Source organism: Rhizobium metallidurans (assembly GCF_014196505.1).
GTDB classification, from domain to species: domain Bacteria; phylum Pseudomonadota; class Alphaproteobacteria; order Rhizobiales; family Rhizobiaceae; genus Rhizobium; species Rhizobium metallidurans.
Window position 1 is genome coordinate 115,335 of record NZ_JACIDW010000011.1, and the last position, 13,423, is coordinate 128,757.

The window sequence follows — 13,423 nt, forward strand, 5'->3', positions numbered from 1 at the left end:
TCCAGCCCGCAAGGCCGTCGCGTTCGATTTATGAAATATAGGTTCCGCGCGAATGTCAATACGGAACGTTTATTCCGTTTCTATCCTTATCCCCAGAATACCTCGTCCGGCAGCACCACGCCCTTCTTCAGGATCAGGTTGCCATAAAGCCGGAACTCGGTGGTCGCGACGATATAGGCGGCCTTGCGCGACCGTTCGTAAAAGGCGAAACGCTCGAGCGTCGAAATCGAGAAATCGCCCGCGCGCTTGGACACGATGGTCTGAAATTCCTTGCAGACCTCGGGCACCGCGGTCGGATCGCCCACCACTTCCATGACCCAGGCCGATTCCGGCACGAACGTATCGAGCGGCATGTGGCTGAGAATGGCTTCCGCCATGGCGGTCGCGCTGACGCCGTCGGCGCGGATCATTTCCGGGCCCATGGAAAAGGACGGGAAGTTGGCATCGGCGATGACGATCTCGTCTCCATGGCCCATGCGCGCGATGGCGCACAGGAGATCGGGGCTGAGAACGGGGTGAATTCCTTTGAGCATTCTGTTCTTTCCTTAAACGCGGACAGCGTCGTCGCCGAGCGGCGGCGCAACGAGCGTGAAGCTATCGAATTCCGGATAGATCGTCTCCGGCAAAATCGGTGAGAAGAGCTCCATGTTGCGCGCCACGCTGGATGCCTTGCCGGTGCCGATCAGCACCGACGAGACAACAGGATCGCGCAGCGCGAACTGCAGCGCCGGCGCGGCGAGCGACACACCGTTCTTCTTGGCGACTTCTTCCATGCCGCGCACCTTGGCCAGTACCTCTTCCGTCGCCGGCATGTAGTCGAAGTTCGACCCTGCCACGGCACCGGTCGCGAGAATGCCGGAGTTGAAGACGCCGCCGACCACAAGCGAGGTCCCCTTCTTGCGGCAAAGCGGCAGCAGCTCGGCTTCGGCCGAGCGGTCGAGCAGCGTGTAGCGCCCTGCCATCAGGATGCAGTCGATATCGGCATTTCGCATGACGTCGAGGCAGACGGGCACTTCATTGACACCGAGCCCGAAGGCCTTGATCGCGCCCGTCTTCTTCAGTGCCTCCAGCGCCTTGATGCCGGTATCGAGGAATTGCTTGAGATAGACGGCGTTCTTCGCGGCGCCATGCGTATAGCCGCCGATATCGTGAACATAGAGGATATCGATGCGGTTCAGCCCCAGCCGGGCGTAGCTGAATTCGACCGAGCGCATGATGCCGTCATAGGAATAGTCGTAATCGGCATCGAAGGAGAGCGGATCGACGTAAGAGTAGTCGGGAACCGTCCCCGTCGGCACCGGTCTGAGCAGCCGCCCGACCTTGCTTGACAGCACCCATTCGCTTTCCGGCTTGCCGCGCAGAAAATCGCCGACATGGCGCTCGCCGAGACCCAGTCCGTACCAGGGCGCCACGTCGAAATAGCGGATGCCGCTATCCCAGGCGGCGTCGAGCGTCTCCATTGCCTGCTCGCGCGGGCAGGCGCGGTAGAGGCCGCCAAGTGCCGCGGCGCCGAAGCTTACTTCGGTCACCTCGAGCTCGGTCCGGCCGATCCTCCTCGTCTTCATCATTCCTCCCTGAAGACTGTGTCCAATATTGATTAGAGCGTCGCTCCGAGATGCCAAGGCACGAATTCGTTATCGCCGTAGCCGAACTCCTCGCTCTTGGTCTTCCTGCCGGATGCCGTATCGATGATCAGGTCGAAGATCTCGCGCCCCTTGCCCGAGATCGTCGCATCGCCGCTGGCGATCGTGCCGCAGTCGATGTCCATGTCCTCTTCCATCGAGGCATAGAGCGCCGAATTGCTGGAGAGCTTGATCGACGGTGCCGGCCGACAGCCGAAGCAGCTGCCCCGCCCGGTGGTGAATGCGATCATGTTGGCGCCGCCGGCGACCTGGCCGGTGGCCGAGACAGGGTCGTAGCCGGGTGTGTCCATGAAGACGAGCCCGGGTGCCGTCACCCGTTCGGCATAGCCATAAACCGCCGTCAGCGGCGAACGCCCGCCCTTGGCCACGGCCCCGAGCGACTTTTCCAGGATGGTCGTCAGCCCGCCGCGCTTGTTGCCGGGGGAGGGGTTGTTGTCGAGCGAGGCGCCGTGCATCGCCACGTATTTCTCCCACCAGACGATCTTCTCGTCGAGCTTGCGGGCGACTTCCTCGCTGACCGCGCGGCTGCGCAGCAAGTGCTCGGCGCCGTAGATCTCGGAGGTCTCCGACAGGATCGCCGTGCCGCCGGCAGCCGCCAGAAGGTCGGCCGCGACACCGAGCGCCGGATTGGCGGTAATCCCCGAGAAACCATCGGAACCGCCGCACTGCATGCCGATGATGATGTCGCTGATCGGCAGCGGCACGCGGCGCTCGCGCCCGACATCGTCGGCGATCTCCTTCAGCATGCCCATGGCGCGCTCGACGGCGCGGCGCGATCCGCCGGCATCCTGAATGTTGAAATGGCGCTTGGAATTGCCGGCGCCGCTCTGGCCGTAGAGCGTCAGCTGGTTGACCTCGCAGCCGAGCCCGATCATCAGCACGCCGCCGAAATTCACATGCCTCGTATAGCCGGCAAGCGTGCGGTGCAGAACGGCCATGCCGTCGCCGGTCGAGCTCATGCCGCAGCCCTGGTCGTGGACGATAGGCACGAAGCCGTCGATGCCCTCGTAATGCGGCAGGATGGTGCGGTTGGCCTGGTCGGCGATGGCGCGACAGACCGTGGTGGAACAGTTCACGCTGGCGATGATGCCGATATAGTTGCGCGTCGCCGAACGTCCGTCGGCGCGCTTGTAGCCCATGAAGGTGCGCGCCCGGTCGGCCGCACTCGCTTCTTCCGGCGCCGAATTGGCGGTGGCGGCCAGGCGGTCGTTTTCGAAATGCAGGTTCTGGCTATGGATGTGCTGGCCGGCCTTGACGTCAGCGGTCGTGCGCCCGATCGCCTGCCCGTACTTCACGACCGGCTGACCGAGCGCGATATCTTCGAGCGCGATCTTGTGGCCGGGGTCGATCTTATCGAGCGTCGTCACCCCCGCAACCGTCTCGCCGGCGGCGATCGGGGCCGTGGCCACAGCGACGTTGTCGCCTGATGACAGGATAATCCAAGGGTCTTTCTTCAACGATCTTCTCCCTAGGGAAACACTCGCTGCATTGGCGAATGCGCATTGCTTTTGTTTTTTATCTACAATAAACATTTTCAAGTCAACGGGATTATTGATCCTGTGGACGAGGGAGGCAAACAGCCGCGGACGATCCAAAATAAGATAAGGATCGCCGAGAGATAAGTTCCTGCCATGCGCCGGCGCCCGCCAATCGCGGGCCCTCGCCGCGTGCGGCGGGGCAACGAGGCGGGGTGTGCATGGCACGGCAGAACACGGTCTTCAAGGAAGCGTTCAATCGCTATGCCGCGGCGCTGCGCGCCGACGAGACCCTGCCCTCCGAGCCCGACATCGCCGCCAAGCTCGGCATCAGCCGCAGCACCGCCCGCGCCATCCTGACCCGCCTCGACGAAGAGGGCATTATCCGCTGGAACAAGCGCCAGAAGGTGGTGCTGCGCACGCCGACCCAGGCCGATCTCTTTCCCTCGGAAGAGACCGATTCCCTGCACAACATCATCGAGCGCAGCTTCATGCAGCGCATCCTGTCGGATGATGCGGCACCCGGCACGCAGATCAACGAGCTGGAGCTTGCCCGCGAAATCGGCACTGGCACGACCAGCGTGCGTGAATTCCTCATCCGCTTCTCGCGGTTCGGGCTGATCGAGAAGCGGCCGAACAGCCACTGGATATTGAAGGGTTTCACCCGCGAATTCGCGCTCGAGCTCGCCGAGGTGCGCGAGATGTTCGAGCTGCACTCCGCCGCCGAATTCGGCCGGCTTCCTGAGGAGAACGAGGCCTGGCGGGCGCTGGCGGAGATCAAGGCCGAACACCACGCCATGCTGGATGATCTCGACCGCCGCTACAAGGAATTCTCAGCCCTCGACGAGCGCTTCCATTTGTTGATTCACGGTGCGGCGAAGAACCGCTTCATCGCCGATTTCTACGACGCCATCGCCATCGTCTTCCACTATCACTACCAGTGGAACAAGGCTTTCGCGCGAGAGCGCAACGAGCGCGCCATCCACGAACATCTGGATTATATCGCAGCCCTTGAAACCGGCGATCCCGCCGCGATCGATGCCGCCTGCAGGGTGCATCTACGCTCCGCGCGCCAGACCTTGCTGCAATCCCTGCCGCAGAGCCTTGGGGACGGGGAAGCGCACGAGAAATAGTGCCGTGCGGCGCCATGCAGGCGAAAAAAAGCCCGCTCAAGGCGGGCCACGTCTCGCGAACTCAATACAATTGGATACGCAATACCGACGAGACAACGAACGCTACCATCCCGGATGCCGTCTTGCACTTCGCTCATTCGGATGATCCACGAACGGCGGACCCAGGCGATTGAAGCGGGCACGTCTTACGGCGTCACGCATCTTCGGCTGATCGAAGGAAGCCGGTTGGGGACGGCCTAGCGCCGGGGGAAATCATTCCATCCGGAAGCGCGGGCCTTGGCGAAAACGATCTGCACTTCACGTCCCAGATAGAGCAGGGCGAAGATGCCCAATATCGTCAGGATATCCCACATGTGCCCTTACCCTCGTTGCGTTGCGGGCCGTGCCTCAGACCCCTCATGACACGGCCCGCCCAATCCAAACGCGACCGCCATCACGTTTCAGGACGATGGCACTCATATGCGACATCAATGCGTCGCGGTATCGCCAATTCTGAGGATGTGGCGGTTTGGCGCATCAAAATATGTTCAAGTTCTTTTGAACCGGTGTCGCCGTGGCGCAAGGACGCTGCACCCAAAGACCAACTTGCCTCGGGCGATGCAACCAGTGAGGATCAACCCCCAACAGCGTTTGACCATACAAGCTCGGGGAACAGGAGTGATCCAGGAATTCAGCTGGCGTCCGGGCATCGGAGATCCCACCGTCGTGGGATGGTTCACCGTCGCCCTCTATCTGCTTGCCGGCGTCACCTGCTGGCGGACCGCGGGATTTGCGGGATCAAGACATCTGCCGGGAAGTACGGAAGCGGCGACGTGGCGTATGATCTCGGTGGCGTTCTTCTGCCTTGGGGTCAACAAGCAGCTCGACCTCCAGTCTGCTTTCACGCAGATCGGCCGCATGATCGCGCTTTCCGGTGGCTGGTACGAACAGCGTCGAACGGTGCAGCTTTATTTCATTCTTGCGATCGCTGTCGTCGGGATCGTGGTAACCTCCGTCGTTCTCTTTCGCGTGAGGCGGTCGCCGCGTGAACTCATGCTGGCGCTGGCAGGCTCGATGCTTGTACTGGGATATGTGGTCATTCGGGCTGGATCGTTCCAACACGTCGATCGCTTCATCGGCAGCCGCGTTCTCGCCTTCAAATGGAACTGGATCCTGGAAGTGGCGGGCATATTGATCGTTATCACAGCCAGCGAGTGGAGGCGCGCGACCATCGCCCGGCAAAGCCACGATCTTGCGAGCGGATTGCGACACTAGTGGTTGCCGAGCTTTAAAGGGATCTGTCTTGGAGAAATGGTGCCGCTTGCAGGACTCGAACCTGCGACCCCATCATTACGAAGTATGAGGTGTTTCTTTCCGCATCATTTACCAACGTTCCTAATTTGTGAAAAACCGTTTTAAATCATGTTGATAAGAGTCCTGATTGTTCCTACAGATGGCCCTGGTTTCCGTTTGGTGCGGCGACCCAGTGGCGACCCGAAGGTAGGGGCATATGAAGAACAATCAGAAGCTAACTAAGACCGTGGCGGACGACGCGCTTCCAAAGGATAAGCGGTATGTGATCTGGGACACCGAGATCGCCGGCTTTGGTCTAAGGGTCTACCCGACTGGATCGAAAAGTTGGATTTTGGAGTATCGTCCTGATGGAGGCGGGAGAGATGTCGACAAACGACGGTTGAAGCTTGGCACTTCCAAGGAAATCACTGCCGACCAGGCCCGGAAGCAAGCAAAGCTCCACAGTGCCACCGCCACATTGGGCGGCGATCCTCAGGCCGATAAAAACGAGAAACGTGCCGCCATCACCGTCAAAGAGCTCGCTCACGAGTTCATGGAGAAATTGGTAAAGGAGATGAATGCTGCAAACACGGCCGTTTCCTATAAGGATGCCTTCAAACACATTCTTCCAGCGCTTGGCGCGCGAAAGGCCGATGGGATCAAAAAGAGGGACCTCGGAGACCTTCACCACGCTCTAAGAAATACACCGATTATGGCCAACAAGGTGCTTGCGGTCTTTAGCTCAATGATGTCCTACGGGATGACGATGGACCTGATCGCGAAACGCGAAAATCCCGCCAAAGATATTAAAAAGTTTCCGGAAAATACAGTCACTAGGTTTCTATCCGTCGAAGAACTGGAACGTCTTGGCGAGGTTCTTGAGGAAGCCGAGACGGTAGGTATCCCTTGGACCATCGATCCGGACAAGAAAACAAAACACGTGCCCAAAGCCAATCAGCGTACGGTCGCAAGCCCTCATGCAGTAGCCGCGATCCGACTTTACCTCCTAACAGGTGCAAGGCTCCGGGAAATTCTACAGCTCAAGTGGTCCTCGGTAGACCTAAATCGTGGGATTCTGAAGCTTGAAAAGGCCAAGGGTGGGCCGCGAGAATTAGTTGCGAGCATGGCGACGATCGACATTCTTCGCAACCTCAAGCGCGTCGGAGAACATGTGATCGCCTCCGACAGCGCTGGAACGCAGAGTGAGAAGCCGCGGTACGATTTGAAAGGCCCTTGGTCAAATATCCGTGCTTATGCTGGTCTTTCAGATGTTCGACTTCACGACCTCCGTCACACCTTCGCAAGCCACGCGGTAATTGATGGCACGCACCTCGCGGTGGTGAGCAAATTGCTCGGCCACAAGAGCATCACGACCACAATGCGCTATGCGCATCTTAACGATCCAGCTCTCAGACAAGCGTCGGAGCAGATCGGAGGAAAAATGTCTAAAGTCATGAAAACAAAGGGCTGATTGTTAGAGAATTGGCAACGCCAGGCATTTAGCTTCCCGCCAAAGACCTAAACAGGGGGAAGCATGGACCGCCGTTTTGACTACTTAGGATTCGACTTCAGCCTCATGGATCGTATGCGGTCGCACGATGCGGAAGAAGAGGAATTTCGCGAGGACCTCCTCGAAGCCGTGAAGACGGGGAGATTAACGCCGGATAATGCTGAAGAACGGGCGTTCGACCGGGGTTTGGACTCGCTCACAACTCCCTTTTGGAGTGGGCCGAGCGTTGTCGATTTCCGAGCCTGGTCGATCGAAATGACTCTGGCTTGGCTGATTTGGGGATCGAAGCGAGCCGTCCAGCGCTTCTACACGCCTTATCGAATACAGTGCTTTGAGTGGAGACTTGTCCCCAACGGGGGCGCTAAAGGCTACCAGCCCGTGTCTCTGGGGCCGGCGAGCCCGGCAGAAGTCCGAGCTAAAGCGTCGTCCTCCACGACCAGGTTATCGTTCAACGATGCCGTCAGAAATCTTTGGGACAAAGTGCAGGCCGGTATCGTTGTCGCTTCGGCACTTACCGTCAAGGCGGATGAATTCAAAACAATCAGTGCTGCCGAATCCGCCACTCTCAAACTTCACATCGATGATGAGGGGCAAGCCTATCTTGTGGATGCGTTCAAGCACGATGTTGTGCGGTATCACACGCTGAGATTCAATACAGCGGCGATCGTTGCAGAGTGGGTCTCGGACGACGCAGACCGGCCCCTTGAGGTGGAAGACGACGACGCTGCCGACGGGGTCGATCCCTACGTTGAGCGCGCCATTCCTGCCGTCGAAGATGGAGGTCGCGAACAAGTCCGCCCCGTCGCTAGGGTACAACCCAGAGGTCGGCGGGCTAGATTTCCTTGGGACACCGACATCCGAGCGCAAGCGCTGCGACTGCTTGACGAAAAAGGTGACTTCGACATCCGGGTTGATCCCGTGTGGCTGCCGGCTAGATTGATCGACGATCTGCTCGACTTCTGCCAGAAAACCTGGAAAACGGAACCAAGCCGCGCCGCCATGACGAAGTACGTCCGCCAGTACCATGAAGAGTTTCGGCAGCTTCGCGCCACGAATTAATATCATTAGTACTGCGATTGTCAGCAGAATTGCGAATGAGCGCCCACCGGGCGCTCTTTGTCTAAATCCTTTCTCGCTCCTGGACGTCCAGAGCAGAAAGGAATGACCCAAATGACCGCAGGAACCAACCCCTCCTCTAACCGCATGCTCCGCACCGCGGAAGCAGCGGTCTTCACAGGCCTCTCGGCCTCGACGCTGAACAAGTTGCGTCTCGCTGGCGACGGTCCCGTGTACCTCAAGCTCGGCAAAGCCGTGGTGTACGACACCACCGATCTGTCGGCTTGGCTTTCTTCCAAGCGCCGCCGCTCGACGACCTTCGCGTGAAGCCAGACCATGAAGAAGCTCATCATGGACTGCGTTCTCGCATCGATCGATCTCCCGAGCTTCGACGATGGTTCGGGAGGCCTGACGGACAACGCTGTTGTCCCGACTAATCTCGGGGTCAATCAGTTGATCGTCAAGCACGGCATCAAGCCCTGGCTAGCCAATTGGCTCTCCCACACCCATGGCTGGGGCAAGGACCGATAGTTCGGTTCAGAGACGCGGCTGACGACACAATCCGTCGTCAGTCCGGCCCTGCCTCCCTCTCCCTTAGAGAACGTCGCGGCAGCGACCTCCGCCAGCTCCCGATCATGCCGGGCGCGGGCAACTCCCTTTGTTCCAATAGAAGGAGCCTCAAATGAAGGCTTTCGAACTCTTCGCCGGCGCTGGCGGTATGTCCCTTGGTCTGAAGAACGCGGGTTTTGAGCTCGTCGGCGCTTTCGACGCCTGGAAGCTTGCCACCGAGAACTACAACACAAACGTCGGTCCGCATGCCGAGGTCTTTGACCTCAAGGATGTCGCCGGCGCTGTTGTCGAGATCGCCCGCCGTTCGCCGGACATCATTGTCGGAGGTCCGCCATGTCAGGACTATTCTCTCGCTGGCAAGCGCGAGGAACAAGCGAATGCAAGCCTGACCAAGTCGTTCTCGATGATCGTTTCGGGCGTTCGCCCGGAGTGGTTCCTGATGGAAAACGTCATTCAGGTTCTCACGTCCGACACCTGGATGGTCGCCAAGGAGGTGCTGAAGGTTGCCGGCTTTGGCATCTCCATTCTCAAGGCTGACTGCAGCTTCTACGGCGTGCCCCAGTCCCGCCGCCGCTGCTTCGTGGTTGGTCGCCGCGGGGAATGCGACGGCTTCTTGGACAAGGCGCTTGAACGTGCCGCTTCCGATCGTCCGATGACCCTACGAGACCTCTTCGGTGCGGCGGTGCCGGAGGCACTCTATTTCCCCGCCCGCATGCCCAGCAAGCGGAGCGTCTGGGGTCCCGACGAGCCTGCGCCAACCATCCGCTCGTCTTCACTCCGTCCGGTGCCGGCAAACTATATGCCGCACGACGAGGATGCTGCGCTGATCGAAAACGGTTACGTCTATACGCGGCCGTTCCGTGGTGGCCGTGGTGTCCGTTCCGTGGACGAACCCATGTCCACGATCACGCGGACCTCGTTCGAGCGCCCTACGGGACGCTATCTCAACGCTCAGAACGAGAAGGACCCCGTGTCCGCGGCCGACACCGCAGTTCTCACCTTGAGCCAGATTTCGCGTATCCAAGGCTTTCCCGCCGACTGGCGTTGGTTGGCCAAGTCCAAGCGCGACATCTGCCAAATGATCGCGAACGCAGTTCCGGCTCCGGTCGCAGCGCGTCTCGGCAAGGTCATCATGGACTGGCATCGTGGTGAAAGCGGAGCGGAGATCATCGACGGTTTCGTGGACTGGGTAGTTCTGAAGGGCCGCTCGCGTTCATCCGGATATAACGTGAAATCCAGCCTGCGTCGCGCGCGCAAGCTGTTGGGCAATCGCATCTTCGACAACGTCGAGATGGAAATCGCAGCCCTCCAGCAACTCGCGGGCTTCGTTTCGCTGCCCGTTGCGTCCAAGTCCGACATCCGTCAGGCCCTCCGCCTCTATACTGCGTTCCTGAACGAGACCCCCAAAGTGAAGAAAAAGGGCCGCTTGCGGAAGACGCCCGCAGGAAACGACAATCTGTCGGCCGCTTTGGTCGACGTCGACGACACGGATGCCGACTTCGGCACTTGACCCAGTTCTGAGGCCACCCAAGGTGAAGAAAAAGGTACCGCGTCACTGGCGGGAACCCGTAGCGGTGCCTTTTTAAAGCGGTATAGTCATCCATCCCATGGGAGCGAACTCAACCACCGCGAAAGTTGCACCATGGCCCCCGCCGATGGGTGACCTCCCCACTTCATCGCTTCCCCAGTTCAGGCCGTCGATGTCGAAACAATGTCCATCAATTTCGCGTAATCGGTAACGACATCATATTTCAACTTATCGTTTGCGACCCGCTTGCCAATCTCGTCAAAGAACTTTCGCGCGCAGGCGATCTTCGTGTTTTCCAACTCGCGCAGTTTCAAAGACGACATTGTGCCCTTGGTCTCGGCGACGAAGTAGACATGTTTGACGCTGCCTGCTTCGAAAGAGATGGCCCAGTCGGGATTATAATCGCCCACTGGCGTAGGTATGAGAAATCCTCGCGGCAGCTTGGCGTAGACGACCACTTCCTTGCTGTTGTCGAGATCGCTGATGAAGTCTCTTTCCACGGCAGAGTCTAGGATGGCGTAATCATAGACATGGTGCTTCAACTTTGCGGTGGCTCTTGAAAAATCCTGTCCAGTCTGAGCTGCCGTGAAGATATCGATGCCGAATTTTTCGGACACGCCGTCGTATGTCAGACGTTCGATCACCATGGACGCTTTCTGCTCATGGATGATCCGTGTGGCCTCGGAAATGAAATGTTCTGGGTTCTGCCGGAACTGGGCAAACACACTGGCCTGGATGCCTGTTAGAATTTCCGCAACCGTCTTCCGGGTGAGCTGGGTGCCTTCGCCGATTTTCCCAAGGAGATCATAGCGTACGAGCGACGTCACGGTTTCCGCCTGATAGGTCGCTTGTTCGTTTTCGTTGAAGCCAGCGGCATCGACGAGCTCTTCACGGGTCAAACTGTCGAGCTGAACCCCAGACTTGACCGTATACTGGAGCGGTGTGACACGCAGCTGGCTGTCCAGGGCGCTGATGCACTTCTTGATGAGTTCGGCGGAATCGAATTCCACCCGGTAAACTGCTCTCTGATTGATCCGAGACCAGAGCGCCTGAAACTCCTTCTTGTCGAAGTTGGCATTCAACGGGTTGGTTTTTGGCTTCCGTCCATCTTCCATTTTGGGAAGATTTGCTTCACTGAAGACGGTGTCGATAAGATCGAAAATCTGATCTTCGTAAGGCTTCAGGTCGCTGGGCAAATCCGCCAGCGTTCCGGCTGCCTTCGCGTCGTGATATGCATCAGCGATCTGGTCAGCATCGTCGGTGTAGTCGTTCTTCACCAGATAACGGTATAGCTGCTTGGCAAGTGCCGCAGTAACTGTGATCGGCCCTGTCTCTGTTGCCAGCGTTTTGCCAGTAAAGAAAGCTTCTGTCGCCTTCCGCGGTCGCGCCGAAAGGGTGTCCGCGATTTCCGCCTGAAGCCCTGCGACGAAGTTCTTGTAGCTCTCGCTGGCGACGACGGTCAGGACGTTGGTGTCGTGGACCGTGGAAGGATGGTCCATGCGGTCCCCGTGCTGGTTGACTGCCAGCCGCAAGCCGCGGCCCACCTCTTGACGTCGGGAAACCGTATTGTCGCTGTGCTTGAGCATGCACATGACAAAGACATTAGGATTGTCCCAACCCTCGCGCAGTGCCGAATGTGAGAAGATGAACCGGACCGGCTCACCTTGCGACAGCAGCCGCTCCTTGTTCTTCAGAATCAGATCGTATGCATCGGCATCATCTGACATGCCCTTGTCTTCCCCGCTCTTCTTGATGTCGGGGTCAACGAGACGTTTTTGCTTATCGATCGAGAAATAACCCTCATGTACTTTTACAGGAGGGTCGCGCTCCAGGAATTTGCGATAGCTTTCATTTTCGATTGCGAGTTCGGAGAGATATTCTGTCCTCAGCAGGTCATATTCTTCCTCAAAGACATGCGCATATTCGCCCTTCTCGTCCGCCTGTGAGTAGTCCCGGTACTTCACGACTTCGTCGATGAAGAACAGCGACAGCACCTTGATACCCTGGGCGAACAGCTGCCTCTCCTTGTCGAAATGCGCCTTGATCGTCTCCCTGATCTGGATACGGCGAATATCGCGTTCGGAGACGTCTCCGATGGCCTCTCCGGCTTTCAGCACAATGCCGTTGGTAAATTCGAGGGTGTCGTTGTTGTAATCGATCTGGGAAACGGTGAAGCCATCACGGTACTGGTCCAGTTCGCCGGACTCGGTGAAGAGGTCATCGCGAAACTCCAACTTCCTTAACTGCCGCTTGATCTCGCCCGACTTCAGGCGCACCTCAAGTTCGAGGCGCGCTACCGGAGCCTTTTTCGAAATCTCGATGCTTTCGAGATAGAGATAGGCATTCGTGCCAGCCAGGCCGCGGGTCTGGATACCGCGAACGGCGATCTTCTTCACGAGCTTCTGATTATATGCGTCGAGCGCGTCGAGGCGATGTACCCGGTTGTGCTGCGTCTTGTGGGTGGCCGAGTAGCGTAGAATCATCAGCGGCTTGAACTTCGGCAGAGCATCCCTTGTAGCCGCCCCTTCCATCTTCTGTGGCTCGTCAAGAATCAGGATTGGTCGGTTCGAAGCAATAACATCGATAGGACGACGGGACTGGAAGTCGTCCAGCTCGTCATAAATGCGGCGGTTGTCCGCGCCTCTGGCGGCGAAGGCCTGGATGTTGATGACCATCACGTTGATGCCGGCATCCGACGAGAAGCTTTCCAGCTCATGCAGGCGCTTGGAATTGTAAATGAAAAAACGAGCTTTCTTCCCGTAATTCTCCGTGAAATGGTCCGCGGTAATCTGGAGCGACTTGTACACCCCTTCACGGATGGCGATCGACGGCACCATGATGATGAACTTCGACCATCCGAACCGCTTGTTCATCTCGAAGATGGTCTTGATGTAGCAATAGGTTTTGCCTGTCCCGGTCTCCATTTCGACGTCGAGATTGAACTTGCATCCGGTGCTTACCGTGAGTGCATCGGAGATTGGCAGGTTCTGGCGCTTCTGAACATCACGGATATTGGCCAAAACCTGGGTGTCGGCCAATTGGATATCGGCATTCTTGAAGCCCTCCTCGAAGGCGCTGGTCTGTGCCTTGCGGCCGGGGTCGATCCTGTAGCCTATACCGCTCACCAACGTCTGGCCCGCGAAGCAGTCCACGACAGATTCCACCGCATTCGTCTGATAGGGTTGGACCTTGAATTTCAGTTTCATACCGCGGCTGCTTTCGTAATTTCTTTCGTA

At 58.3% G+C, this 13,423-nt stretch carries 11 protein-coding genes; 7 read left to right on the forward strand and 4 right to left on the reverse strand.

What is annotated here, in order from left to right; genetic code table 11:
* Positions 1–86: 86 nt before the first annotated feature.
* The 3 genes from GGQ67_RS16680 to GGQ67_RS16690 are packed head-to-tail and all read right to left on the reverse strand — an operon-like array spanning position 87 to position 3,100.
* Positions 87–533 carry an RbsD/FucU family protein gene (locus tag GGQ67_RS16680; RefSeq protein WP_183901265.1) on the reverse strand — a complete coding sequence of 149 codons (447 nt, stop codon included), beginning with the start codon at positions 531–533 and terminating at the stop codon, positions 87–89.
* Positions 534–545: 12 nt separating this feature from the next.
* Positions 546–1,565 carry an aldo/keto reductase gene (locus GGQ67_RS16685; protein ID WP_183901267.1) on the reverse strand — a complete coding sequence of 340 codons (1,020 nt, stop codon included), beginning with the start codon at positions 1,563–1,565 and terminating at the stop codon, positions 546–548.
* Positions 1,566–1,597: 32 nt separating this feature from the next.
* Complete coding sequence (locus GGQ67_RS16690; RefSeq protein ID WP_183901269.1) at positions 1,598–3,100, reverse strand: UxaA family hydrolase; 1,503 nt, start codon at positions 3,098–3,100, stop codon at positions 1,598–1,600.
* Positions 3,101–3,339: 239 nt separating this feature from the next.
* Between GGQ67_RS16690 and GGQ67_RS16695 the strand changes: the two genes are divergently transcribed.
* From GGQ67_RS16695 to GGQ67_RS16725, 7 genes are all read left to right on the forward strand, one after another.
* Positions 3,340–4,251, forward strand: a complete 912-nt coding sequence (locus tag GGQ67_RS16695) for a GntR family transcriptional regulator (protein WP_183901270.1) — start codon at positions 3,340–3,342, stop codon at positions 4,249–4,251.
* Positions 4,252–4,908: 657 nt separating this feature from the next.
* Positions 4,909–5,505, forward strand: a complete 597-nt coding sequence (locus GGQ67_RS16700; protein ID WP_183901271.1) for a hypothetical protein — start codon at positions 4,909–4,911, stop codon at positions 5,503–5,505.
* 235 nt (positions 5,506–5,740) lie between these two features.
* A complete protein-coding gene (locus GGQ67_RS16705) occupies positions 5,741–6,994 on the forward strand; it encodes a site-specific integrase (protein WP_183901272.1) in 1,254 nt (417 codons plus the stop codon).
* A gap of 63 nt (positions 6,995–7,057) precedes the next feature.
* Positions 7,058–8,092 (forward strand): hypothetical protein, encoded by a 1,035-nt coding sequence (locus GGQ67_RS16710; RefSeq protein WP_183901273.1) that lies wholly within the window; start codon positions 7,058–7,060, stop codon positions 8,090–8,092.
* A gap of 111 nt (positions 8,093–8,203) precedes the next feature.
* Positions 8,204–8,416: a helix-turn-helix transcriptional regulator gene (locus tag GGQ67_RS16715; protein ID WP_113528044.1), complete on the forward strand. Its 213-nt coding sequence runs from the start codon at positions 8,204–8,206 to the stop codon at positions 8,414–8,416.
* Between the two features lie 9 nt (positions 8,417–8,425).
* Positions 8,426–8,620: a hypothetical protein gene (locus GGQ67_RS16720; protein WP_183901274.1), complete on the forward strand. Its 195-nt coding sequence runs from the start codon at positions 8,426–8,428 to the stop codon at positions 8,618–8,620.
* Between the two features lie 151 nt (positions 8,621–8,771).
* Positions 8,772–10,169: a DNA cytosine methyltransferase gene (locus GGQ67_RS16725; RefSeq protein WP_183901275.1), complete on the forward strand. Its 1,398-nt coding sequence runs from the start codon at positions 8,772–8,774 to the stop codon at positions 10,167–10,169.
* A gap of 179 nt (positions 10,170–10,348) precedes the next feature.
* Here the strand turns inward: GGQ67_RS16725 and GGQ67_RS16730 are convergent, their stop codons facing one another.
* Positions 10,349–13,393 carry a type III restriction-modification system endonuclease gene (locus GGQ67_RS16730; protein ID WP_183901276.1) on the reverse strand — a complete coding sequence of 1,015 codons (3,045 nt, stop codon included), beginning with the start codon at positions 13,391–13,393 and terminating at the stop codon, positions 10,349–10,351.
* Positions 13,394–13,423: the final 30 nt, after the last annotated feature.